Below are 22,835 nucleotides of genomic sequence, written 5' to 3' on the forward strand. Positions count from 1 at the left end.
GGAGCCCAAGACCGGCCACGCAGGAGACACGATGAAGACGATCCCCAAGATCCTCGCCACCGCCCTGGCCGGTGCCCTCGCCCTGGGCCTGACCGGCGTCGGCGCCCCGCCGGCGGGGGCGGCCCCGGCCGGTGTGGCCCACCCGGTGGTGGTGAGCAGCGACCCGGTCGACACCACGCCCCACGTGCTCGACGGCCAGACCGAGGCCGTCCTCGACCTCGGCTCCCGGGTCCTCGTCGGCGGGTCGTTCAGCAAGGTCAAGCGCTGGAGCCGGCCCGAGGTGCTCACCCGGACGCACCTGTTCGCCTACAGCAAGGCCACCGGGGTCGTCGACCCCGCCTTCGCCCCGCAGCTGAGCGGCAAGGTGACCGCCCTGCTCCCCGCCCCCGACGGCATGGTCTACGTCGCCGGCCAGTTCAAGAACGTCGGCGGGGTCGCCGGCGCCTCCTACCTCGTCAAGATGGACCCCGCGACCGGGGCGATCGTCACCACCTTCGCCCCCACCGTCAACGGCATGGTCTACGACATCCACCTGGCCAACGGCCGGCTGTACGTGGGGGGCACCTTCACCCGGGTCCGCAACCTGGTCCGCACCAACTTCGCCGTCCTCGACCCCACCACCGGCAAGGCCAACGCGACCGACGTCGCCTTCACCGCCGCCGCCAAGGGCGCCACCCGGGTCATGCGGTTCGACGCGACCCCCGACGGCCGCAAGCTGGTCGTGATCGGCAACTTCACCAAGGCCGGTGCCGTCGTCCGCCAGAACGCCGCCGTGCTCGACCTCACCGCCACCGGCGGGGCCACGGTCAACGGGTGGACCACGGACCTCTACCGGTACGGCCTGTGCTCCTCGAGCTACGACACCTACGTCTACGACGTCGACGTCTCCCCCGACGGCAGCTACTTCGTGATCGTGACCACCGGCGCCGCCGGCGGCCCCACCCGGCTGTGCGACTCGGCCGCCCGCTGGGAGACCGGCGTCGAGGGACCGGCCACCACCACCTGGCGCAACTACACCGGCGGCGACAGCCTCACGTCGGTCGCCGTCACCGGTGCCGCCGTCTACGTGGCCGGGCACCAGCGCTGGGCCAACAACACCGACGGAAGGGACTTCGCCGGTCCCGGAGCCCTCCCCCGCCAGGGCATCGCCGCCCTCGACCCGGCCACGGGGCGGGCCCTGACCTGGAACCCGGGTCGGGATCGGGGGCTGCGGGCCTTCCGGGTCGTGCCGACCCCCGAGGGCATCTACGTCCTCAGCGACTCGGCCAAGTTCGCCGGCGAGTACCACCCCCGCCTCACCTTCCTCCCCGTCGCCGGCGGCACCGCCCCCGTCGTCGCCTGATCCGCACGCCCGTCCCCCGCTCGGGAGGGGACGGTCGGCCGGGCCGAGGCCCGTCCCCCACTTGGGAGGGGGCGGGCCTTCGTGCTGCCGGCACCCGCCGCACGGGCCCTCCCCGACGGTCGCTCCCGGGATGCACCACACTCGCGACCATGACCACGCCCGACCTCCTCGCCATCGGCGCCGGGGCCATCCGCCTGGCCTCCGGGGCCTCGTTCCTCATCGCCCCCGAGGCGGCCAACCGGCTCTGGGCCGACGAGCGGACCGACGACCCCACCGCCGCGCTGCTGCTGCGCTCGATGGGCTACCGGGACGCCCTGGTGGGCGGGATGCTCCTCCGCGCCGGCTGGACCGGCTCGGGCACGGTGCCGGGCTGGTTCCTGGCCAGCGCCGGCGCCGACCTGGCGGACCTGGTCGGGGGGCTGGCCAACCACGAGAGGCTCTCGGAGCGGTCGCGGACGGTGGGGGTCTACGGCGCCGCCGCCGGCGTGGCCATCGGCGTGCTGGGAGCCTGGCGCGCCCGTCGCCGCTGACACCGGACCCGGAGCGCTACCCGACCGCGGTGCCCAGCGCCTCGCCGATGGCGTAGGTGACGGCCAGGGCCGCCGCTCCCCCGCCCACCAGGCGCACCACCGCCCGGCCCACCGCCGCGCCCCCCAGCCGGGCGCTCAGGACGCCGGTGCCGGCGAGGGCCAGGAGCACGGCGATGACGGCGACGGGGATGCGCACCGAGGCCGGCGGCACGAGGATCGCGACGAGCGGCAGGGCGGCGCCCACGGTGAACGAGAGCGCCGAGGAGCCCGCCGCCGCCCACGGATCCGCCAGCTGGTCCTGGTCGAGGCCCAGCTCGAGCTCCAGGTGCGTGGCCAGGGCGTCGTGGGCCGTCAGCTCGTCGGCCGCCCGGGCCGAGGTCGCCTCGCTCAGCCCGCGCGCCTCGAGCATGCCGATCAGCTCACGCCGCTCGAGCTCCGGCAGCCGGGCCAGCTCGTCGGCCTCCTGGCGCACCAGGGCCTCCTCGGTGTCGCGCTGGCTGCTGACGGACACGTACTCGCCGAGCGCCATCGACACGGCCCCGGCCACCAGCCCGGCGCTGCCGGCGGTGGCGATGGCGCTGGCGCTCGTGGTCGCGGCGGCGACGCCCACCACCAGGCCGGCGGTCGACACGATCCCGTCGTTGGCGCCCATCACGCCGGCCCGCAGCCAGCCCAGCCGGGCCGCCACCGAACCCCGGTGGGGCTCGCGCCGGTGCCGGGCGCTCCGGGGGACCCGGGCCCACGGTGCGTCGCTCATGGGCCGAGCGTACGGGCCCGGCTCACCGGGGACCGGACCAGTCTGACCGGATCAACCGGCGGGGGGTGGGGCGGGGACCGCCACCTGGCCGTAGCCCATGCGGGCGGCGGGCCACCAGTCGACGCTCTGGTGCTCGACGCGGGTGCCGGGCTTGCGAGCCTGGACGATGCGGCCGCCGCCGACGTACATGGCCACGTGGGTGACGCGACCGCCGCTGCCCCAGAACACCAGGTCACCCAGCTGGAGCTGCGACCGGGAGATGCGCCGGGTCGCTCGGTACTGCTCGGCCGCCGTGCGGGGGATCCGCACGCCGGCCTGGCCCCAGGCCCACGACGTCAGGCCGGAGCAGTCGAACCCGGCTGGCGATGCGCCGCCGTAGACGTAGGGCACACCGATCTGGGCCTCGGCCCGGGCCACGGCGACGGTCCGCGGGGACTGCGGGGTGCACGCCGCCGCGGCGAGCAGGACGGCGACCAGCGCCGGCAGGAGGAGCCGGGTGGAGCGAGAGGTGAGCACGTGGTGGTCCGGTCGTCGGGAAGGGGGCCGCGACGGGGAGCCACGGGGTCGTCGCCAACGACCGGGGAGGAGGCGTGCAGGGGTGCGCGGCCCCGCCCGGCGCCGTCACCTCCCGACACCATCGGCCACGATCGCCGGTTGGCGAGCACCGGGGTCCCGGGTGTGCCCGATGACCCCCTCCGCTCACCCGCCGGGGCCACCTCCACCGGGGGGCCCGCCGGGCGGGGTGGTGGTCGTGGTCGTCGTCGACCCGGTCGGTGCCGTCGTGGTGGGACCCGCCTCGGTGGTCGTCGTCGGCGCCGTGGTGGTGGTCGTGGTCGTCGTGGTGGTCGTGGTGGTCTCCGGGCCCTCGATCTCGAAGGTCGCCTCGGCCACGGTCTCGGGTCCGGCGCCCCGGTCGCACTGGGCCGTGACGGCGGCGGTGCCGGCACCGAGGCCGTCGGGCACCACGAGCGTCGTCGACCGGTCCGACGCCGTGCTGCCCTCCTCGACCGGTGACGCCACCCCACCGGGCTCGAAGGTGGCTGACCACCCCACCAGGCACTGGTCGAACCCCGAGCCCTCGACGGTGATCTCGGTGCCGACGGGCCCGCGGGTGGGGCTCACCGTCAAGGTGGCCTCCTCCTCGTCGGGGGGCTCGAGCAGCTCGGCCGGAGGCTCGGCGAAGTCGGTCGGCTCGACGTCGGCGAGGGCGCGATCCATGAACGCCTTCCAGATGTCGGCCGGCAGCGAGCCACCGGTCACGGCCTCGCCCCGCACGTCGTCCATGGGCCGCTGCGCCCCCTCGGGGTACCCCATCCAGACCACGGCGGTGTAGGTCGGCGTGTAGCCCGCGAACCAGGCGTCGCCGTTGTCCTGGGTGGTCCCGGTCTTGCCCGCCGCCGGCCGGTCGAGGCGGGCCCCGGTCCCGGTCCCCCCGTCGATGACCCCCCGCAGGGCGTGGGTGACCGCTCGGGCCGGGCCCTCCTGGAGGACGCGCGCCACGTCGGGGGCGCCGGCCTCGAAGACCGTCGAGCCCTCGCCGTCCTCGACCCGCTCGATCAGGTACGGGGCGATCCGCTCGCCCTCCCGAGCCAGCGTGGAGTAGGCCTCGGCCAGGGCGACGACCGACACCTCGCCGGTGCCGAGGACGAGGGCCGGGTCCGGCTGCTGGTCCGGGAGGCCCAGGGCGTCGGCGACCTCGGCCGCTCGCTCGGGCCCGACCTCGAGGACGAGCTGGGCGTAGACGGTGTTGATCGACTCGGTGGTCGCGTCGTAGAGGTCGGTCACCCCGAACTCGGTGCCCCCGTAGTTGCTGACCTCCCAGGGCTCACCACCGGCGTCCAGGACCAGCGACCCGGGCGCCGGGTAGGTCGAGCCAAGCGTCGCCGTGCCGTCCTCCAGGGCCGCAGCGAGGACGACGGGCTTGAACGTCGATCCCGGCTGGCGCCCGGAGCCGCCGCCCTCGACGCCCCGCGCCAGGTCGACCTGGAGGGCGGCGAAGTCCCGGCCGCCCACGTGGGCGCGGATCTGGCCCCCCTCGTCGATGGCGACCAGCGCCGCCTGGGGGTCCTCCGGCGCGGTCAGGACCGCGGCGATGGCCTCCTCCGCGGCGCGCTGGTCCTCGATGTCGATGGTGGTGTGGATCGTCAGCCCGGCGCCGTAGACCGCCTCGGGCCCGAACATCTCCACCGCCTGGGCCCGGATCCACTCGACGACGTGGGGACCGACGCCGGCGGTCAGGGTGGCCACCGAGTCCTGGGGGATGGCGCCGAGGTCGGCCGCCCGGGCCGCGTCGGCCTCGTCGCGGGTGATGTCGCCCACCTCGACCAGGTCCTCGATGACCGAGTCCCGGCGGGCGGTCGCCGTCTCGGGGTCGGTGGTCGGGTCGGCCGACTCGGGCGCCCGCAGCAGGCCGACCAGCAGGGCCGCCTGGGGCAGGTCGAGCTCGGCTGCGCTCACGTCGAAGTAGACGTTGGCTGCGGCCTCGATGCCGTACGCCCCCCGCCCGAAGTAGACCGTGTTCAGGTAGCGCTCGAGGATCTCGTCCTTGTCCTCCCGGCGGTCGAGCTTGATGGCCAGCACGGCCTCGCGGACCTTCCTGGTGTAGGTCCGCTCCGAGGTCAGGTAGCTGTTCTTGACCAGCTGCTGGGTCAGCGTCGACGCGCCCTGCGTGTCGCCGCCCCCGACGTTGTTGGTGACGGCGCGGGCGATCCCGAGGGGGTCGATCCCGTTGTGGGACCGGAAGTCGCGGTCCTCGGCGGCGATGAGGGCGTCGACGACGACCGGTGACACCTCGTCCAGCTCGACCTCGATGCGGTACCCGTCGCGCTGGAGGACGGCGAGCTCCTCGCCGTTGGCGTCGAGGATGACCGACGACCGGATCTGGGGGGGCTCGGCCGGGAGCTCGACGGTGGCGTACAGCCAGGCCAGGGCCAGGATCCCCAGCACGCCGACCACGCCCCCGGCGGCGAGCGGCCACCGCCCCCAGCGCCAGGTCCGGGTCCGGCGGAACCGGTCCCAGCGGCTCCCCGGGGCGGCGTCGGCCGGCCGGTCGGGGGCCGCCGGCGTCTCGGCGGGGGTGTCGGATGAGGTCACAGCCGGGCTCCTGCCCGCAGGGTGCAGGGCGGACCGGCCCTGCCCACCCGCCCGGTCGGTCAACCACGCAGAGCGGCCGAGCGCCGCAGGACCCCGGGCCGGGCGCGCCCCGGCCCCCGGCGGGGCCGCTCAGGCCCGGGCGCCCGCCGTGGCCGTCGCCGAGGCGGGGGCGGGGGCGGGCGCCGGGACGGCCCGCTCGCGGGTGATGCGCCGGCCGGAGACGATGTCGGTCGGGAGGAAGAGGATCCGCGACGCCCCCGCCGGGGCCCAGCGGGGGATGGCGCTCGACATGATCGGCCCGGCCCACTCGCTGGCGGGGCTCTCCTGGGCGATGCCGGTGACGACCACGCTCCACCCGGTGTGGTCGACGGCGTCGAAGTCGTCGACCTCGAAGGCGATGACCGCCCCGCGGGTGGCGGCGTCGAGCTTCGACCCGACGCCGGTGCGGAACACGACGTGGCCGTCGATCAGCCGGAAGTTGATCGGCAGGATGGTCGGCAGGGCGCCCACCGAGATGGCGACGCGCCCGAGGGTGCACTGCCCCAGGAGCTCGAGGCACTCGGGCCGCTCGAGGATGTCCAGGCCGTTGCGATCCGCCTTCATGGGTCCATCCTCTCGACCGCCCCGGCCCGCCAGTAGGGCCGAAGGTCCCGGGCAGCGCCGATCAGAGGCGGCGGAGGGCCGGGACGAGGCGGGCCCCCTGGGGGGTCGGCTCCGACGGCCAGATCACCGTTCCGGCCCGGCCGTCGACCAGGGCGGCGGCATCCTCGAGGGCACCGATGCCGGCGACCTGACCCGTCCGCTCGACGAACCGGCAGGCAGCGTCGACCTTGGGGCCCATCGAGCCGGCGGCGAAGTCGTGGGCCCGCAGGGCCCCGGCGGTCACGTGGTGGAGGGCCTGGGCGTCGGGCGTGCCGTGGTCGAGCTCGACGGCGGGGACGTCGGTGAGCAGGATCAGCCGATCGGCGCCCAGGCGCTCGGCCATCACGCCGGCGGTGAGGTCCTTGTCGACGACGGCCTCCACGCCGTGGCGCCGCCCCTCGGCGTCGCGGACGACCGGGACCCCGCCGCCTCCGGCGCAGATGACGATGGTGGACGCCCGCATCAGGTGCTCGACCACCGGGAGCTCGACGATGCTGCGGGGCTCCGGCGAGGCCACCACCCGCCTCCACCACGGCCCGTCCGGGGCGACGGCCCAGCCCTCCTCGGTCGCGACCCGGCGGGCGGTGGCCTCGTCCATCACCGGCCCGATGGGCTTCGTCGGATGGGCGAACCCGGGGTCGTCGGCGTCGACCACCGTCTGGGTCACGAGGGCGACCACGTGACGCCCGGGCAGGGCGTTGCCGAGGTGCTGCTGGAGCCAGTAGCCGATCAGCCCCTGGGTCTCGGCCCCGAGGGCGTCGAAGGGGTAGGGCCGGGCCAGGTCGGCGTCGTGGCTCGTCTCCCGGGCCAGCAGCCCGACCTGGGGGCCGTTGCCGTGGGTGATCACCACCTCGTGGTGGCGCGCCATCGGGGCCAGGGCGGCGACGGCGCGGAGGATGTTGCCCTCCTGGACCGCGGCGTCGGGCGGCTGGCCCCGCTCGAGCAGGGCGTTGCCGCCCAGGGCGAACACGATGCGCATCTCAGGCCCCCGACCTGGCCACGAGCAGGCCCTCGACGCTCCGGCCGCGCCGGTCGGTGCTCATCCGGCCGCCTCTCGCTCGATGGGGCAGGTCATGCAGCGGGGACCGCCCCGACCCCGCCCCAGCTCGCTGCCGTCGATGGTGATGACCTCGATGCCCGCCCGTCGCAACATGGTGTTGGTGGTGACGTTGCGGTCGTAGCCGACGACGACGCCGGGCTCGACGGCCAGGAAGTTCGACCCGTCGTCCCACTGCTCGCGCTCGGCGGCCCGCACGTCCTCCTCGGTCCGCAGGACCCGGACCTTGTCGATGCCGAGGGCGCCGGCGACGGAGGCCCACAGGTCCTCGTTCGGGGTGACGACCACGCCGGCGGGCTCGGTGGCGGGGCGGAGCGTCCACGAGCGCAGGTCGGTGTCGAGGTAGGGGTAGGCGACGAACGTGTCGACGTCGATCATGGTGGCGACGGTGTCGAGGTGCATGAAGGCGTGCGACCGCGGCAGCTCGACGGCGATGACCTGGGTGGCAGCGTCGGCCGCGAACAGGGCCCGGGCCAGGGCTTCGACGGCCATGGGGGTGGTGCGCTCCCCCATCCCGACCAGGACGGCACCGTGGCCGAGCACGTGGACGTCGCCGCCCTCGATGCTCGCCGGCTGGTGGTCGAGGCCGTCGCCGCCGAACCAGATCGGGAAGTCGCGCCCGGCGAAGAGCGGGTGGTGGCGGTAGATGGCCCGCATGTGGATGGTCTCCCGCCGGCGGGCCGGCTTGGCCATGGGGTTGATGGAGACGCCGTCGTAGACCCAGCACGAGTTGTCGCGGGGGAAGAGGTGGTTCGGCAGCGGGGTCAGGACGAAGTCGTCGGCCCGCAGGGTGCTCCAGCGGAGGCTGCTCGCGTCCTGCAGGTCGACCTCGGACTTCAGGACCCCGCCGACGAGGTGGCGGGCCAGGAGCTCCGGGTCGAGGTCCTCGGCCTGCTGGCGGAGCGGGTCGACGAGGCTGGCGCCCACGGCGTCGGCGGTGCAGACCTGGTCGAGGATCTCGGCCCGACCGGCCGGGACGGCGAGGGTCTCGGCCAGGAGCCGGTCGAGGTGGTGGACGACGATGCCCCGGTCGCGGAGGACGCCGACGAAGGCGTCGTGCTGCTCCCGGGCCCGCTTGGCCCAGAGGATGTCGTCGAACAGAAGCTCCTCGACGTTGGAGGGGGTCAGCCGGGCCAGCTCGAGGCCGGGCCGGTGGACGATCAGCTGGCGCAGCCGCCCGACCTCGGAGTGGACCCCGAACCGCATCTCACGGCTCCTCTCTGGGCGCCGGGCGCCCGGCCGGGAGGTCGCGCAGGCGCACCGACAGGCACGTCACGCAGCCCTCCAGCTTCTGGTACTCGCTGATGTCGACCGGGACGGGGTGGTAGCCCAGGTCGGTGAACAGCTCGGCGCTGCGGGGGGCGTCGGCGGCCATGAGCAGCCGCCCCTCCCCGAGCAGCACCACGTGGGCCCCGGACTCCTCGGGGACGCCCAGGAACCGGGGGAACAGCAGCGGGTCGTCGACGAGGGGCAGGTAGCCGATGACGGTGCCGTCCGGGAGGGCGGTCACCGCCGACTTCAGGTGCAGGACCTTGGTGAGCGGGACGGCGACGACCGTGGCGCCGAGCGGCTCCAGGATCCAGCGGAGCTGGCGCACGCCCTCGTGGTTCGTGCGCCCGCCCCGCCCGACGAAGACGGTGTCGCCCACCTTGAGGACGTCACCGCCGTCGAGCAGACCGGGGGCGACGATGCGGTTCATCGACGCCCCCATCCCCTCGAGCACCTCGGCCACCGCCGCCGTCTCGGGTCGCCGGGAGGAGGCCCCGGGTCGGGTGACGACGGCGACGTTGCGGAACATCACCACCGCGTCCTCGACGAAGACGGAGTCGGGGCACTCGGGGGCGGGGGGGACCTCGACGAGGTCCCACCCGAACGCCTCCATGGCGGCCCGGTAGCCGTGCCACTGGCGGACGGCGAGGTCGACGTCGACCTCCACCCGGTCGATGTGGGTGACCAGCCCCTCGGCCAGGCGGGGGACCGGCGGACGGACCAGGGCGCGCATGGTGCTCATGGTGTCCTCCTCAGCGCTCGCTGGTGATGTCGACGAGCTCGGCCGCCGGCATCTCGGATGCCTCGACCGGTGGCGAGGCCAGCCCCAGCCGCTCGCGCCGGGCCTTCAGGAAGCCGTAGAGCGGGATCCCGAGGAGCAGGAGCAGCATCGCCTGGTACACCGACTGGTAGCCGGAGGCGAAGGTGACCCACAGCGAGAACAGCATCCCGACGACCGAGACGGTGAGGTCCCGGGCGAGGGCCCACCCCTGGACCGCCCGCCGGCCGGACACCAGGTAGGCGAGCTGGGCGCAGGCGCTCAGGAAGTACGGGATGGCCACGGTGACGACCGACAGGTAGACGAGGTAGGTGAACACCTTGAGGCCGGTCTCGCTGCTGTAGCTCCAGGCCATCAGCAGCGAGCCGACGACGGTGGAGGCGACGATCCCGAACCAGGGCACGCCCGTCCTCGACTCCTTGGCGAAGGCGGGGAGGAACAGCCCGTCCCGGGCGGCGGCGTAGGGCATCTCGGCGGTGACCATCGTCCACCCGTTGAGGGCGCCGAGGCCGCTGATGATGGCGACGAGGGCCACGGCCTTGCCGGCCCAGCCGACGTCGAACATCTGCTGGAAGGCGGCGACGAAGGGGGCGCCGTCGTCGACCAGCTGGTCGTGGGGCACGAGCCCCATCACCGCGGCGGTCACCGCGATGTAGAGGAGCCCGCTGGCCGCGGTGCCGATGACCGATGCCCGCCCGACGTTGCGGCGGGGGTCACGGACCCGGCCGGCGGCGATGGAGGCCACCTCGACCCCGATGAAGGAGAAGAGGGCGACCCCGGCGGCCAGGTTGACGGCGTCGTAGAGGTTGCCGCCGCTGGCGTTGAACGGTCCGAAGCTGGCGGTGTCGACGAAGAACCACCCGACGGTGCCGACCAGCAGGAGGGGCAGGAACTTCAGCACCACGGTGAGCTTCTGGAACCAGGCCATCTGGCGCACGCCGGCGAGGTTCACGATGGCGGGGATCCACAGGCCGGTGAGGGCGATCCCGAAGCTCGTCCAGGCCGAGGGGGCGTCGATGCCGAAGAAGGACTCGACGTAGAGGACCCACGACGAGACGATGGCGGCGTTCCCGGCCCAGCAGGTGATCCAGTAGCACCAGGCGGTCAGGTACCCGGCGAAGTCACCGAACTCATGGCGGGTGTAGGCGTAGAGCCCGCCGTCGGTGCTCGGCACCCGCTGGGTGAGCTGCCCGAAGAGCACCCCGAGCAGGAGGGCGCCGACGGCGATGATGCCGAGGGTGATGATCGAGCTCGTCCCGGCCCCGGCCATCACCGCGGGCATGGTGAACACGCCCGTGCCGATGATGCTGCCGACGACGAGCGCCGTCGACGACGTGAGCCCGAGCGCGCCCTTCCCGGGGGAGCCGCTCCGGGCGGTTCGGTGGATGAGCCGGTCCAGTGTCGCCGTCATGGCGCACCTCCGTGTGTCATCGAGGTGGGGTCGCCCACCTCTCTCACCCGAAGGTGCGCGCCGAGCGCCTCTCCCCCGTAGAGCCGAAGGTCCCGATCGTCGGGCGCAAACGGCCCTGGCGGCTCAGCGGTCGGTGCGGTGGCGCTCGGCCATGCGGGCGGCGTACACCGCCGCCTCGGTGCGGCGGCTCATGCCCAGCTTGGCCAGCAGGTTGGACACGTAGTTCTTGACCGTCTTCTCGGCCAGGATCATCTGCTCGGCGATCTGGCGGTTGGTGAGGCCGTCGGCCAGCAGGGCCAGGATCCGCCGCTCCTGGTCGGTCAGCCCGGCCAGCCGCTCGTCCTCCTCGGGCCCCCGCCGCAGGCGCTCCAGCACCCGCGTCGTGATCGCCGGGTCGAGGAGGGTCTCGCCCGCCGCGATCCGCCGGATCGACGAGATGAGCTCGCCCCCGCGCACCTCCTTGAGCACGTACCCCGCCGCCCCGGCCAGGATCGACTCGAAGAGGGCCTCGTCGTCGGAGAACGACGTCAGCATGAGGCACGCCAGGTCCGGGCGGGCCGAGCGCACCTCGCGGCACACCTCGACCCCCGACCCGTCGGGCAGGCGCACGTCGAGCACGGCCACGTCGGGGTTGGTCGGGGGGATGCGGGCGAGGGCCTCGGCCGCCGTCCCCGCCTCCCCCACGACCTCGAGGTCGTCCTCGGACTCCAGCAGCTCGCGCACCCCCCGGCGCACCACCTCGTGGTCGTCGAGCAGGAAGATCCGGATCGTCACGGCCCCATCATCGCAGGACTCGGCCCCCTTCCCGTGCCCGCCGGCGGTTGCCCCTACGATCGCCCCGTGACCCGCCCGACGTTCGGACTCCACGCCGGGCCCGCCGCCCTGCGCCGCCTCCTCGACGCCGTCTTGAGCGTGGGCTCCGAGCTCGACCTGCCCTCGGTGCTCCAGCGCATCATCGAGGCCGCCACCGAGCTGGTCGACGCCCGCTACGGAGCGCTCGGCGTGCTCGACGACGAGGGCCTGCGGCTGTCGCAGTTCATCACCGTCGGGGTCGACGACGAGACCCGGGCCGCCATCGGCCCGTTGCCCAAGGGCCACGGGATCCTGGGGCTGCTGATCACCGACCCCCGCCCGATCCGCCTCCCGAACCTCAGCGAGCACCCGGACAGCTACGGGTTCCCGCCGAACCACCCCCCGATGACGTCGTTCCTCGGCGTGCCCATCCACATCCGGGGCGAGGTGTTCGGCAACCTCTACCTCTGCGACCGCCAGGGTGACGAGGTCTTCTCCGACGTCGACGAGGAGATGGCCGTGGCCCTGGCCGCCGCCGCCGGCATCGCCATCGACCAGGCCCGCCTCCACGCCCGCGTCGGCGAGATCTCGATGATGGCGGACCGGGACCGCATCGCCCGCGACCTCCACGACCGGGTCATCCAGCGCCTCTTCGCCATCGGCCTCAGCCTGGAGGGCATCAGCCGCTCGGACCTGCCGCCCGCCATCACCGAGCGCCTCCACCGGGCCGTCGACGACCTCGACGAGACGGTGCGCCAGGTGCGCTCGTCGATCTTCGAGCTCGAGGAGCGCCGCCTCCCCGGCCGCAGCCTCCGCCAGGAGATCCTGGCCGTGTGCGCCGACGCCGGGCGGGGGCTGGGCTACGAGCCCGTCGTCCGCTTCGCCGGCCCCGTCGACAGCGGTGTCGAGCCCGGCATCGCCGACCACCTCCTCGCCGTCATCCGCGAGGCCCTCTCCAACGTGGCCCGCCACGCCCAGGCCCACGAGGTGGAGGTCGGGGTCACCGTGCGCGACGGCCGGCTCGACCTCAGCGTCGTCGACGACGGACGCGGCATCGACCCGGCGGCCCCGCGGGGCGACGGCCTGCGCAACATGGAGGGACGGGCCACGCAGCTGGGCGGGGGCTGCACGATCGAGCCCGGGCGGCCCACCGGGACCCGGATCCACTGGACGGTCCCCACCTCCTGACGCGGTGACGTTCGGCCCTGCCGGGGCGGACGGCAGGGGCGCACGCTCGGGGCGTGACGTCGTCGACCACCCCCGCCGCGCAGGTGGCGGGGGACGCGCCTGGGGGCGCGCCCGGCCTCACCCGGGCCGAGGCCGCGGCCCGTCTCCGACGGGACGGGGCCAACGTGCTGCCGACCGCGGCGACGATCCCGGCCTGGCGCCGCCTCGTGGGGCAGCTCGTCCACTTCTTCGCCCTTCTGCTCTGGGCCGCGGCCGGTCTCGCCGTGGTGGCCGGCATGCCCCAGCTGGGCGTGGCGATCGTCGTGGTGATCGTGGTGAACGGCGTGTTCGCGTTCGTCCAGGAGGTGCGCGCCGGGCGCGCCGCCGAGGCGCTCCGCGACCTCCTGCCGGCCTCGGTGACCGTCCGCCGGGACGGGGAGCTCACCCGGGTCGAGGCGTCCGAGCTGGTGGTGGGCGACGCCGTGGTCCTCGCCGCCGGCGACCGGATCCCGGCCGACCTCGTCGTGCGCCACGCCCCCTCCGCCACCGTCGACGAGTCGATGCTGACCGGCGAGAGCGATCCGGTCCCCGTCGAGCCGGGGGCCGCCGCCCGGGCCGGCACCTACCTTGTCACCGGTGAGGCCGAGGGGGAGGTCGTCGCCGTCGGGGGGTCGACCCGCCTCGCGTCCCTCGCCCGGCTCACCGCCGACGTCGAGCGGCCCGCCAGCCCCCTGTCCCGCGAGCTCGACCGGGTGGTGCGCACCGTGGCCGTGCTCGCCGTGGGGGTGGGCACCACGTTCCTGGCCACCTCGGCCCTGTTCGGCACCCCCCTCCGCGACGCCTTCCTCCTCTCGATCGGGGTGACGGTGGCGCTCGTCCCCGAGGGCCTCCTGCCCACGGTGACCCTGTCGCTCGCCATCGGTGCCCAGCGCATGGCCCGGCGCGACGCCCTGGTGCGCCACCTCGAGGCGGTCGAGACCCTGGGCGCGACGACCTTCATCTGCACCGACAAGACGGGCACCCTCACCCGCAACGAGATGGGGGTGGTCGCCGTCTGGACCCCGGCGGGGGCGGTGGACGTGAGGGGCGAGGGGTACGGACCGGTGGCCGCCGTCTCCGGGGTCCCGGCGGCGCGGGCGCTCGCGGCCCGGGCCGCCCTCGCCGGCCGGCTGGCCTCGGAGGGCCGGGCCGAGGAGCGCGACGGCACGTGGCGCCCGGTCGGCGACCCCATGGAGGCGGCCATCGACGCCCTGGCCCGACGCCTCGCCGACGACGCCGCCGACTCCCCGCTGGTCGCCGCCGAGGTGGTGACCGAGCACCCCTTCGACGCCGACCGCCGCCGGGAGTCGTGCCTCGCCGGCGGCTGGCTCCTGGTGAAGGGCGCGCCCGACTGCGTCCTCCCGGCGTGCACCGAGGTCGCCGGCGTCGACCGCGTCGTGGACGACCTGGCGGCGCGGGGTCTGCGCGTGCTGGCCGTGGCCGGGCGGCCGGCCCGGCCCGGCGACGAGGACGAGGACGCCACCGCCCACGACCTCGACCGCATCGAGGCCGACCTCGAGCTGTTCGGGCTGCTCGCCCTCCAGGACCCGCCGCGCGAGGAGGTCGAGGCGTCGCTGGCGATCTGCCGCCAGGCCGGGATCAAGGTGGCCATGCTGACCGGCGACCACCCCACCACCGCCCGGGCCATCGCCGCCCAGGTCGGCCTGCTCGGTCCCGAGGGGCTCGTGCTCCAGGGGCACGATCTGCCCGAGGACGCCGACGCCCTGGGCGAGGTCCTCGACCACGACGGGGTGGTCATCAGCCGGGTCACCCCGGAGGACAAGCTCCGCATCACCACCGCGCTGCAACGCCGGGGTCACGTCGTGGCCATGACCGGGGACGGGGTCAACGACGCCCCCGCCCTGCGGAAGGCGGACATCGGCGTGGCCATGGGCCGGTCGGGCACCGACGTCGCCCGGGGCGCCGCCGACCTGGTGCTGCTGGACGACGACTTCGCCACCATCGTCGCCGCCGTCGAGCAGGGCCGGGCCACCTTCGCCAACATCCGTCGGTTCCTCACCTACCACCTGACCGACAACGTGGCCGAGCTGACGCCGTTCGTGATCTGGGCCCTCAGCGGGGGTTCCTTCCCCCTCGCCCTGGGCGTGCTGCAGATCCTCTGCCTCGACATCGGGACCGACCTCCTCCCCTCCCTGGCCCTGGGGGCGGAGCCGGCCAACCCGAAGGTGATGCACCGCCCGCCCGAGCGCCGTCACCTCGTCGACGGCGCCCTCCTCCGGCGGGTGTTCGGCGTCCTGGGCGTCACCGAGGCGACCGTCGAGATGGCCGCCTTCTCGGTCGCCCTCGCCGTCGCCAGCCGCTGGCCCGCCGGCCCCGCCCCCGAGGGGCAGGCGCTCCTGGCCGCCTCCGGCGCGGCCTTCGCCGCCGTGATCCTCGGTCAGATGGCGACGGCCTTCGCCTGTCGCAGCGCCAGCCTGCCGGTCCACCGGATGGGCGGGACGACGAACCGGCCCCTCCTCGTCGCCGTGGCCGCGTCGCTCCTCGCCCTGGCCGGGTTCCTCCTCATCCCACCGATCGCCGCCGTGCTCGACCACGCCGCCCCTCCCGCGGCCGGGCTGGCGGTGGCCCTCCTCGCCGTGCCCGCCGTGCTCGCCGCCGACACCGTCCACAAGGCGCGACGGGCCCGACGGCGGGAGCGTCGGGTGGCCGACTGATCGGGGTGGGGCCGGTCACCCGCCGCCGGGGACCGTGGCCAGCACCAGCTGGAACGTCGTGGGGTCCTGGTCGACCAGGCGCAGCCGGCCGGCCTCGGCGTCGGCCAGGCTGCGGGCCAGGTGGAGGCCGATGCCCGTCCGCCCCGCCGACGACGACCGCCGGGCGAAGAGGCGATCGTCGGCCAGCGGGCAGCGCCCCTCGTCGGCCACCACGACGCGGGCCGACCCGCCTGCGGCCTCGGCCGCGAGGGTCACCGCCCCCAAGCCGTGGTGCAGGGCGTTGTCGAGCAGGACGTCCAGGATCGTGTCGAGGGCCGCCACCCGGGCCGAGACCGTGGCCTGGCTGGCGGCCTCGACGTGGAGGGGGCGGTCCTGGGCGCGCAGGAACGGTCGCCACCGCTCCGCGGCCGCCGCGACCACCTCGTCGAGGGCGATGGGCGCACCGACCTCCTCGTCTCGGGCCAGGTCCGTGAGGGCGTCCACCGTGCCCTCCATGCGCTCCACCGCGCCGAGCGCCTCGGTCAGCACCGCGGTGGGGTCCGGGCGCGGGTGGGCCAGCTCGGTCTCGAGGGCGACCCGCAGACCCGCCAGCGGTGTGCGCAGCTGGTGCGAGGTGTCCGCCGTGAGCCTCCGCTCCCGGGCGACCATGGCCCCGATCCGGGTGGCGCTGGTGTTGAGGGCCGAGGCCACCTCGTCGATCTCGGCGATGCCCGTCGTGGGTGCCGTGGCCGTGAAGTCGCCCCCGCCCAGACGGGTCGCCGACCGGCCTACGTCGCGCAGCGGGCGGGTCAGGCGGCGGGCCAGGAGCCACGCCGCCACGGAACCGGCGAGGAGCACGAGCAGGGCGGCGGACGCCAGGCGGAGGATGGCCGCCCGGGTGCGGACGTCGGCCTCCGACGCCGGTTCGGCGGCCCGGACGGCCCCGCCGCCGGCGAGGGGGACGGCGGCGACGCGGAGGTCGCCGACGCGGGCGGTCGCCGAGCGCCCCCGCAGCGCCGACCGGACGGGATCGTCGGCGCCGGGTGGTCCGACGCCGAGGACGAGGCGCCCATCGGCGTCGTAGAGGCCGAAGAGGTGGTCCTCGTCCGCTCCCGCGGGGACCGGACGGTCGGTCTCGTCGTCCTCGCCGCCGTCCTCGTCGGTCTCGTCGTCGCCGTCCTGGTCGACCCCGCCGTCGGGCCCGACGCCCCGGACGCTCTCGTAGCGCTCGCCCAGCAGGGCGGCGGCGTCGGCCGCCTCCCGCTGGAGCTCGGCCTCGTGGGCCGCCCGCTCGGCGTCGTCGAGGGCGAAGGCGGCGGGGATGAAGAAGGCGACGATGGCCGCCGTCGCCAGCAGCAGGGTGCCGACCAGCAGGCGGGTGCGCACTCAGGCGACCTCGAGCCGGTACCCGACGCCGCGGATCGCCGTGATGCGGCTGGGGGTGCCCGGCTCCTCGCCCAGCTTGCGCCGGAGGGCGTTCACGTGGACGTCGAGCGTCTTGGTTGACCCCCACCAGTTCTCGTCCCACACGTCGCTCATGATGTCCTCCCGACGGACCACGTCCCCGGCGTCGGAGGCCAGCCGGGCCAGGAGGTCGAACTCGCGGGGCCGGAGGGCCACCTCCCTCGCCCCCACCATCACCCGGCGGGCCCCCCGGTCGATGGCCAGGTCGCCGACGCGCACGACGCCACCGCGCCGACCGCCGGGGCGGATGGCCGACGCCTGGCGCAGGTGGGCCTCGATGCGGGCCTGGAGCTCGGCCAGGCGGAAGGGCTTGGTGACGTAGTCGACCGCCCCCGACGCCAGCCGGGCGACCACGTCGCCCTCCTCGGCCCGGGCCGTCAGGGCGACGACCGGCAGGCCCGGCTGGTCCCGTGCGAGGGTGGTGATCAGGTCGAGCCCGTCCCCGTCGGGCAGGCCGAGGTCGCACAGGACGAGGTCGGCGTCGGCGACCGGGGCCTCGGCGGCGGCGAGGGTGGCCGCCACGGTCACGTCGTGCCCGGCCGCGCCGAGGGCCCGAGCGAGGCTCGTGGCGATCAGGTCGTCGTCCTCGACGATCACGATCCGGGCCATGCGGTCGAGGGTACGGGGCCCCGGCTCGGCGGGGGCGGTGGTGCGGGGCACGTCGTCCTCCGATCGTGGTTCGACCCCACCCTGGGGTCCGCCGCCCCAGGCCCCGGTGCACGCCCGGTGCGCGGACGGTGAACGTCGGTCGGATCGCACCTCTAACCGTGCGCTCACCCTGGTCTCGCCGGGCGCTGGACGGGGCGAGCGCAGCCTGGGGCCCACACCCAGCAGTCGGAGGACACCGTGCACCGCACCCGGACCATCACCGTCGGATCGATCACCGCCATCGTCCTCGCCGCCGCCGTGGCCCTCGCCGCCACGACCGGGCTCGTCGGCGGGGCCGGGACCTCGACCGGGACCTCCGAGCCCTGGCCGGCCGCGTCGACCGTCGCCCCACCGGCGTTCGAGGGGTCCACGCCGGCCCCCGCGGGCGCCGTGACCACCCCCACCCGCGACGACGGCGACGGGGCCCGGGCCGACGACGACGACCGCGACGCCGTGGGCGACCACGACGACGACCACGGCGAGGGCGAGGACGAGGACGAGGACGACGATGGCTGAGCCGATGCCCGCTGCCGCCACGGGCGAGGAGATGGCCCGACGCCTCGCCGCCGTGCAGGCCCGCCGAGCCTCGGCCCCCGCGGCGCCGCGAGCGGGGCGCCGGTCGCCGTTCCGTCGGCGCCGCCACGTCGCCGCCGGGGCGCGCCGGGCGGCCACGGCGGTGGGCACGACCGCCCTGTGCTCCATCGTCACCGCCCTCGCCCTGGCCCGGCCCCCCGCGCCCGCCGCCCCCGCGGTCCCGGCGCCCGCGGGGGTGGACCAGCCCGCCCTCGGCGCCTCGGCGCCGGATCCCGCCATCGCCGTGCCCCGCGGGTCCGGCCGCCCCGAGATCGCCACCACCCCGCCGACCACGAGCAGCGACGGGGGGACCAATGGGAGCCGTTGAGCACGCGGGTCGGGCGATGGCCAGCGAGGTGAGGATCGTCGCCGTCGACGCACCCTCCGGGAGCACCACCCGGGCGATGGCGCGCATCGACGAGCTCGAGCGCCGATGGAGCCGCTTCCGCCCGACCAGCGACATCAGCCGGATCAACCGGGCCGCCGGCGCCGAGGTCCCGGTCAGCAGCGACACCATCGTGCTGGTCGCCGCCATGGTCGAGGGCTGGCGGTCCTCGGCCGGCCGGTTCGACCCCACGACGCTCCCGGACCTCGTCGGTGCCGGCTACGGGCGGAGCGTCGTCGACGGGTGCCCGGCCGTCCCCCTGCCGGCGGCGGCCCGGCGGGGGGCGGACCTCCGGGAGATCGTGCTCGATCCCCTCGCCTCCACCGTGCGGGTCCCGGCCGGCACCGTCCTCGACCCGGGCGGCATCGGCAAGGGCCTCGCCGCCGACCTGGTGGCGACCGACCTCGTGGACGCCGGCGCGGGCGGTGTGCTGGTGAGCATCGGCGGCGACCTCGTCGTCGCCGGCACACCACCGCGCCGGGACCGGTGGGCCATCGACGTCGAGGACCCGCTGGCCCCGGCCACGGCGATCGTGACGCTCCACGTCGACCGGGGCGGGATCGCCACGTCGAGCACCGAGAGCCGCCGGTGGCGGGTCCACGGTGCCCCGCGCCACCACCTCATCGACCCCACCACCGGGCACCCCGCCCGGACCGACCTCGCCTCCGCCACGGTGGTGGCGGAGACGGCCTGGCAGGCGGAGGTCGCCGCCACCGCCGCGCTGCTGCTCGGCCGGGGCGACGGGCTCGCCCACCTGGCGGGCGAGGGGCTCGCCGGCGTGCTCGTGGGCCGGGACGGCACCGCCCTGACGTCACCCGCCACCCCATCGTGGGCGCCCGGAGCCGTACCGTGAACCCGCAGACGTGGTGGTACCTCACCCGGGCGTCGGGGATCGTCGCCTGGCTCATGCTCACCGCATCGGTGCTGTGGGGCGTGGTCCTGTCCACCCGGGCCTTCCCGCACCGTCGGCGCCCGGCGTGGCTGCTGGACCTCCACCGCTGGCTCGGTGCCCTGACGGTCGCCCTCGTCGTCCTCCACGTCGCCGCCCTCGTCGGCGACTCCTACGTCCACTTCGGGGTGGCCGACGTCCTGGTCCCCATGGCGTCGTCGTGGCGGCCGGCGGCCGTGGCCCTCGGCATCGTCTCGGCCTGGCTGCTCGCCGCCGTCCAGGTGACGTCGCTCGTGATGGGCCGCCTCCCCCGACGGGTGTGGCACGCCATCCACCTGACGAGCTACGCCACGTTCTGGCTCACCGCCCTGCACGGAGCCCTGGCCGGGTCCGACCGGTCGAACCTGCTCTACCAGGTCACCGGCGCGGTCGCGATCGTGGCCGTCGCCGTCGCCTCCACCTACCGGGCCCTGAACCGGGGCGAGCGGCGACCGACGCGACCGCGTCAGCCGACGGCTGCCCCCAGCGCCTCGCCCACCGCGTAGGTGACCGCGAGGGCGGCCGCTCCCCCTCCGACCAGGCGGAGCACGGCACGCCGGACGGGGGCCCCACCGAGGCGGGCGCTGAGCGCACCGGTCCCGGCGAGGGCGACGAGGACGGCGCCGACCGCGATCGGGATCCGGGTGGCGGCCGGTGGGAGCAGGATCGCCACCAGCGGGAGCAGGGCGCCCACGACGAAGGACACGGCGGACGACCCTGCTGCCGCCCACGGGTCGGCCAGCCGGGCGCGGTCGAGGCCGAGCTCGAGCTCGAGGTGCGTGGAGAGGGCATCGTGGGCCGTGAGCTCGTCCGCCGCCTGCACCGACGTCTCCGGGCTGAGGCCCCGCGCCTCGAGCATGCCGACCAGCTCGGCCCGCTCCAGCTCGGGCAGCCGGCGCAGCTCGTCGGCCTCCTGGCGCACCATGGCCCGCTCGGCGTCGCGCTGGCTGCTGACCGACACGTACTCCCCCAGCGCCATCGACACGGCACCGGCGATGAGACCCGCCCCTCCTGCGGTGGCGATCGCGCTCGTCTGCGTCGTGGCCGCGGCCACCCCGACCACCAGCCCGGCGGTCGAGACGATCCCGTCGTTCGCCCCCATCACCGCGGCGCGCAGCCACACCAGGCGGGCCGAGACCGACCTGGCGTGCGGTTCGCGACGGTGCCGGGCCCGACGGGCACCGCCCTCGTCACCCACGGGTCGCTCCGGCCCGGGCCGGGTCCGGCCAGCCCAGCGCGCCCAGCGACTCCCCCACCGACACCGGGAGGGCGCGGTCGGTGTCGAGCTCGATCGCCTCGGGCCACGGGACGAAGCGGGCCGCCAGGGCGGCGGCCACGGCGGGGGTCGCCTCCGACGAGCTGGCGCCGACGGCTCCCCGGGCCTCGATGCGGCGGGCGGCGAGGGCGGCCGGAGCGACGCAGCGCAGCTCGACCAGCTCGGCCGCCGCCCGGCGGGCCAGGTCCCGGGCCGCCGACCGGGCCCCGGCGTCGCTCCAGGTCGCATCGAGCACGACGTGGTGGCCCAGGCCGAGGAGCTGCTCCGCCTCCCGGGCCGCCTGCTCGTAGACGGCGAGGACGTTGGCCGGGTCGTAGCGGTCGGGACCGGTGCCGGCGTCGATGCGCTGACGGACCTCGTCGGTGCGGAGCACGACGGCGTCGATCTCGTCGGCGATGGCATCGGCGATCGTCGACTTCCCCGTGCCCGGCAGGCCGCCCACGAGCACCAGCCGGACCTGCCCCCGCTCGAGGTGGCGGCGGGCGATGGCCAGCAGCGCCTCGGGCGTGGCGTGCCCGCCGGCCAGGACATGGGCCCCCTTGAAGGCGGCGACCTTGGCCCGGATGTGGGCCCGGTACGCCACGTGGTGCTCGGCCAGCGACGCCGGCCACGTCCCGGCCGACATCTCCCGGTAGAGGTGGAGGAACCGCCGGGCCAGGTCGGGCCGGCCGAGCCGCTCCAGGTCCATGGCCAGGAAGGCCACGTCGGCCACCACGTCGGCGATGCGGAGCCGGGGCGAGAACTCGAGGCAGTCGAGGATCCGGGGCCCGTCGGGCAGGAGGTAGATGTCGTCGGCCATGAGGTCGCCGTGCCCGTCGCGGACCCACCCGTCGGCGATGCGCCGGGCGAGGAGCGCGCCGCGCCCGGCGAGGTACTGCTCCGCCAGCTCCTCGACGCGTCGGCTGTCGTCGGTGTCCACCCCCGCAGCGCGCAGCTGGGCGAACGACTCCCGCCACATCGACCGCAGGGCGTCGAGCGAGGCCACGTCGCGGTCGCCGGGTGCCACCTCGCCCCGGGCGTGGAGGGTGGCCACGGCCCGGGCGATGGCCCGCAGGGCGTCGTCGACGTCCTCGCCCTCCACGACGCAGCGGGTGAGGCAGCGGTCTTCGGGCATGCGGCGCATGACGACCATGTGGTCGCAGAGGTCGCCGTCGGTCCCGACCACGTCGGCCACACCGAGGTAGACGTCCGGTGCGAGGCGCCGGTTGAGACGGACCTCCTCCCGGCATGCGGCCAGGCGGGCCTCGCGGGAGCGGTGGTCGAGGAACCCGAGGTCGACGGCCTTCTTCACCTTGTGCACCCGGTCCCCCATGAACAGCAGGACCGCGGTGTGGGTCTCGACGAGGCGGAGGTCCAGGTCGGACCCGATGCCGCCCGTCACCGCCCGTCGCCCCCTCCCACGTCCATCTCGACGCGGACGACGCCCTCCTCGAAGCGGCGCCGCTGCGGGAGGCCGGTGCTGCGGAACAGGCGCAGCATGCGGGTGTTGTGGGGCAAGACGTCGGCCACGAAGGCCGTGATCCCCTCCTCGCCGGCCCGGGCCACGAGGGCGTCGAAGAGCGCCCGACCGAGCCCCTGGCCCTGGACCGCGTCGGCGACGAGGAACGCGACCTCGGCCGCCTGGGTCCCGGCGGTGCGGTCGTAGCGACCGACGGCGACCAGTTCGTCGTCGATGGTGGCGACGATCGCCTCGCGGTCGTGGTGGTCCACCGAGACGAAGTGGTCGACCTCCTCGGGGCTCAGCTGGGTGTGGATCATGAAGAACCGGAGGTAGGTCGTCTCGGGGCTCAGCGTCTCGTGGAACCGCAGGAGGCGCAGGCCGTCGGTCGACCGCATGCGCGACAGCACGGCCGTCCGCCCGTCGGGGAGGGTGACGCGACCGACGGGGGGCTCACCCGAGGGCACGACCACGGTGGGGGGCTTCACGATCGGCACGGCTCCTCCTTCGGCACCTGCCCCAGCGTGGCGGGACGGGCTCGACGGGGACAGGGCCGAAGGTCCCCTGCCCGGCGCCGCTCGTCCCGGACCCA

General features: G+C 75.5%; 22 protein-coding genes. 8 read left to right on the forward strand and 14 right to left on the reverse strand.

Annotation, left to right across the window (positions count from 1 at the left end):
* Positions 1 to 31 precede the first annotated feature (31 nt).
* Both HC251_RS14380 and HC251_RS14385 read left to right on the forward strand, forming a co-directional pair.
* Positions 32 to 1,342 carry a hypothetical protein gene (locus HC251_RS14380; RefSeq protein ID WP_219941292.1) on the forward strand — a complete coding sequence of 437 codons (1,311 nt, stop codon included), beginning with the start codon at positions 32 to 34 and terminating at the stop codon, positions 1,340 to 1,342.
* A 149-nt stretch (positions 1,343 to 1,491) separates the two neighbouring features.
* Positions 1,492 to 1,872 carry a DUF4267 domain-containing protein gene (locus HC251_RS14385; RefSeq protein WP_219941293.1) on the forward strand — a complete coding sequence of 127 codons (381 nt, stop codon included), beginning with the start codon at positions 1,492 to 1,494 and terminating at the stop codon, positions 1,870 to 1,872.
* Positions 1,873 to 1,888: 16 nt separating this feature from the next.
* On the opposite strand, the gene HC251_RS14390 is transcribed toward HC251_RS14385, so the two are convergent.
* The 9 genes from HC251_RS14390 to HC251_RS14430 all read right to left on the reverse strand — a co-directional run bounded on the left by HC251_RS14390 (position 1,889) and on the right by HC251_RS14430 (position 11,653).
* Positions 1,889 to 2,629 (reverse strand): VIT family protein, encoded by a 741-nt coding sequence (locus tag HC251_RS14390; protein WP_219941294.1) that lies wholly within the window; start codon positions 2,627 to 2,629, stop codon positions 1,889 to 1,891.
* 51 nt (positions 2,630 to 2,680) lie between these two features.
* Positions 2,681 to 3,145: a C40 family peptidase gene (locus HC251_RS14395; RefSeq protein ID WP_219941295.1), complete on the reverse strand. Its 465-nt coding sequence runs from the start codon at positions 3,143 to 3,145 to the stop codon at positions 2,681 to 2,683.
* 183 nt (positions 3,146 to 3,328) lie between these two features.
* On the reverse strand, positions 3,329 to 5,722 hold the full coding sequence (locus tag HC251_RS14400) for a transglycosylase domain-containing protein (protein WP_219941296.1): 2,394 nt from the start codon (positions 5,720 to 5,722) through the stop codon (positions 3,329 to 3,331).
* A gap of 129 nt (positions 5,723 to 5,851) precedes the next feature.
* Positions 5,852 to 6,325 carry a pyridoxamine 5'-phosphate oxidase family protein gene (locus HC251_RS14405; RefSeq protein ID WP_219941297.1) on the reverse strand — a complete coding sequence of 158 codons (474 nt, stop codon included), beginning with the start codon at positions 6,323 to 6,325 and terminating at the stop codon, positions 5,852 to 5,854.
* Between the two features lie 61 nt (positions 6,326 to 6,386).
* Positions 6,387 to 7,343, reverse strand: coding sequence for a carbamate kinase (locus HC251_RS14410; RefSeq protein WP_219941298.1), 957 nt, complete (start codon positions 7,341 to 7,343; stop codon positions 6,387 to 6,389).
* A gap of 60 nt (positions 7,344 to 7,403) precedes the next feature.
* Positions 7,404 to 8,627, reverse strand: coding sequence for an arginine deiminase (locus HC251_RS14415; protein ID WP_219941299.1), 1,224 nt, complete (start codon positions 8,625 to 8,627; stop codon positions 7,404 to 7,406).
* Position 8,628: 1 nt separating this feature from the next.
* A complete protein-coding gene (gene ddaH / locus HC251_RS14420) occupies positions 8,629 to 9,432 on the reverse strand; it encodes a dimethylargininase (protein ID WP_219941300.1) in 804 nt (267 codons plus the stop codon).
* Positions 9,433 to 9,442: 10 nt separating this feature from the next.
* Positions 9,443 to 10,879 carry an amino acid permease gene (locus HC251_RS14425; RefSeq protein WP_219941301.1) on the reverse strand — a complete coding sequence of 479 codons (1,437 nt, stop codon included), beginning with the start codon at positions 10,877 to 10,879 and terminating at the stop codon, positions 9,443 to 9,445.
* A 123-nt stretch (positions 10,880 to 11,002) separates the two neighbouring features.
* Positions 11,003 to 11,653, reverse strand: coding sequence for a response regulator transcription factor (locus HC251_RS14430; protein WP_304608279.1), 651 nt, complete (start codon positions 11,651 to 11,653; stop codon positions 11,003 to 11,005).
* Between the two features lie 66 nt (positions 11,654 to 11,719).
* On the opposite strand from HC251_RS14430, the gene HC251_RS14435 reads away from it, so the two are divergent.
* Together HC251_RS14435 and HC251_RS14440 are read left to right on the forward strand one after the other, a co-directional pair.
* Positions 11,720 to 12,859, forward strand: a complete 1,140-nt coding sequence (locus HC251_RS14435) for a GAF domain-containing sensor histidine kinase (protein WP_219941302.1) — start codon at positions 11,720 to 11,722, stop codon at positions 12,857 to 12,859.
* Between the two features lie 53 nt (positions 12,860 to 12,912).
* The gene (locus HC251_RS14440) at positions 12,913 to 15,552 is read left to right on the forward strand and encodes a cation-transporting P-type ATPase (RefSeq protein ID WP_219941303.1); all 2,640 of its coding nucleotides are present in this window, start codon (positions 12,913 to 12,915) and stop codon (positions 15,550 to 15,552) included.
* A gap of 15 nt (positions 15,553 to 15,567) precedes the next feature.
* Here HC251_RS14440 and HC251_RS14445 read toward each other — a convergent pair whose 3' ends face one another.
* Together HC251_RS14445 and HC251_RS14450 are read right to left on the reverse strand one after the other, a co-directional pair.
* On the reverse strand, positions 15,568 to 16,917 hold the full coding sequence (locus tag HC251_RS14445) for a HAMP domain-containing sensor histidine kinase (RefSeq protein WP_219941304.1): 1,350 nt from the start codon (positions 16,915 to 16,917) through the stop codon (positions 15,568 to 15,570).
* Positions 16,918 to 17,604 (reverse strand): response regulator transcription factor, encoded by a 687-nt coding sequence (locus tag HC251_RS14450; RefSeq protein WP_219941305.1) that lies wholly within the window; start codon positions 17,602 to 17,604, stop codon positions 16,918 to 16,920.
* 237 nt (positions 17,605 to 17,841) lie between these two features.
* Here HC251_RS14450 and HC251_RS14455 point away from each other — a divergent pair, with 237 nt between their 5' ends.
* Genes HC251_RS14455 through HC251_RS14470 form a run of 4 tightly spaced genes read left to right on the forward strand, consistent with a single transcriptional unit; the run spans position 17,842 to position 20,035 of the window.
* Positions 17,842 to 18,159, forward strand: coding sequence for a hypothetical protein (locus HC251_RS14455; protein WP_219941306.1), 318 nt, complete (start codon positions 17,842 to 17,844; stop codon positions 18,157 to 18,159).
* Positions 18,152 to 18,544 (forward strand): hypothetical protein, encoded by a 393-nt coding sequence (locus HC251_RS14460; RefSeq protein ID WP_219941307.1) that lies wholly within the window; start codon positions 18,152 to 18,154, stop codon positions 18,542 to 18,544. Before HC251_RS14455 ends, HC251_RS14460 begins: the two co-directional genes overlap by 8 nt.
* A 16-nt stretch (positions 18,545 to 18,560) precedes the next feature.
* On the forward strand, positions 18,561 to 19,454 hold the full coding sequence (locus HC251_RS14465) for an FAD:protein FMN transferase (RefSeq protein ID WP_219941308.1): 894 nt from the start codon (positions 18,561 to 18,563) through the stop codon (positions 19,452 to 19,454).
* On the forward strand, positions 19,451 to 20,035 hold the full coding sequence (locus tag HC251_RS14470; RefSeq protein ID WP_219941309.1) for a ferric reductase-like transmembrane domain-containing protein: 585 nt from the start codon (positions 19,451 to 19,453) through the stop codon (positions 20,033 to 20,035). Before HC251_RS14465 ends, HC251_RS14470 begins: the two co-directional genes overlap by 4 nt.
* Here HC251_RS14470 and HC251_RS14475 read toward each other — a convergent pair.
* Genes HC251_RS14475 through HC251_RS14485 form a run of 3 tightly spaced genes read right to left on the reverse strand, consistent with a single transcriptional unit; the run spans position 19,996 to position 22,740 of the window.
* Entirely contained in the window at positions 19,996 to 20,727 is a 732-nt protein-coding gene (locus tag HC251_RS14475; protein WP_219941310.1) for a VIT family protein, read from the reverse strand. The genes HC251_RS14470 and HC251_RS14475 overlap by 40 nt on opposite strands.
* Positions 20,720 to 22,186: an AAA family ATPase gene (locus tag HC251_RS26035; protein WP_219941311.1), complete on the reverse strand. Its 1,467-nt coding sequence runs from the start codon at positions 22,184 to 22,186 to the stop codon at positions 20,720 to 20,722. The genes HC251_RS14475 and HC251_RS26035 overlap by 8 nt, the downstream gene beginning before the upstream one ends.
* Complete coding sequence (locus HC251_RS14485) at positions 22,183 to 22,740, reverse strand: GNAT family N-acetyltransferase (protein ID WP_219941312.1); 558 nt, start codon at positions 22,738 to 22,740, stop codon at positions 22,183 to 22,185. Before HC251_RS14485 ends, HC251_RS26035 begins: the two co-directional genes overlap by 4 nt.
* Positions 22,741 to 22,835 lie beyond the last annotated feature (95 nt).

Origin of the sequence: Iamia sp. SCSIO 61187, assembly GCF_019443745.1 — a bacterium.
Lineage (GTDB): Bacteria > Actinomycetota > Acidimicrobiia > Acidimicrobiales > Iamiaceae > Iamia.

Coding starts and splice junctions, on each gene's coding strand:
- HC251_RS14380 (WP_219941292.1), top strand. CDS start 32: ATGAAGACGATCCCCAAGATCCTCGCCACCGCCCTGGCCGGTGCCCTC.
- HC251_RS14385 (WP_219941293.1), top strand. CDS start 1,492: ATGACCACGCCCGACCTCCTCGCCATCGGCGCCGGGGCCATCCGCCTG.
- HC251_RS14390 (WP_219941294.1), bottom strand. CDS start 2,629: ATGAGCGACGCACCGTGGGCCCGGGTCCCCCGGAGCGCCCGGCACCGG.
- HC251_RS14405 (WP_219941297.1), bottom strand. CDS start 6,325: ATGAAGGCGGATCGCAACGGCCTGGACATCCTCGAGCGGCCCGAGTGC.
- HC251_RS14410 (WP_219941298.1), bottom strand. CDS start 7,343: ATGCGCATCGTGTTCGCCCTGGGCGGCAACGCCCTGCTCGAGCGGGGC.
- HC251_RS14415 (WP_219941299.1), bottom strand. CDS start 8,627: ATGCGGTTCGGGGTCCACTCCGAGGTCGGGCGGCTGCGCCAGCTGATC.
- ddaH (WP_219941300.1), bottom strand. CDS start 9,432: ATGAGCACCATGCGCGCCCTGGTCCGTCCGCCGGTCCCCCGCCTGGCC.
- HC251_RS14425 (WP_219941301.1), bottom strand. CDS start 10,879: ATGACGGCGACACTGGACCGGCTCATCCACCGAACCGCCCGGAGCGGC.
- HC251_RS14450 (WP_219941305.1), bottom strand. CDS start 17,604: ATGGCCCGGATCGTGATCGTCGAGGACGACGACCTGATCGCCACGAGC.
- HC251_RS14460 (WP_219941307.1), top strand. CDS start 18,152: ATGGCTGAGCCGATGCCCGCTGCCGCCACGGGCGAGGAGATGGCCCGA.
- HC251_RS14465 (WP_219941308.1), top strand. CDS start 18,561: ATGGCCAGCGAGGTGAGGATCGTCGCCGTCGACGCACCCTCCGGGAGC.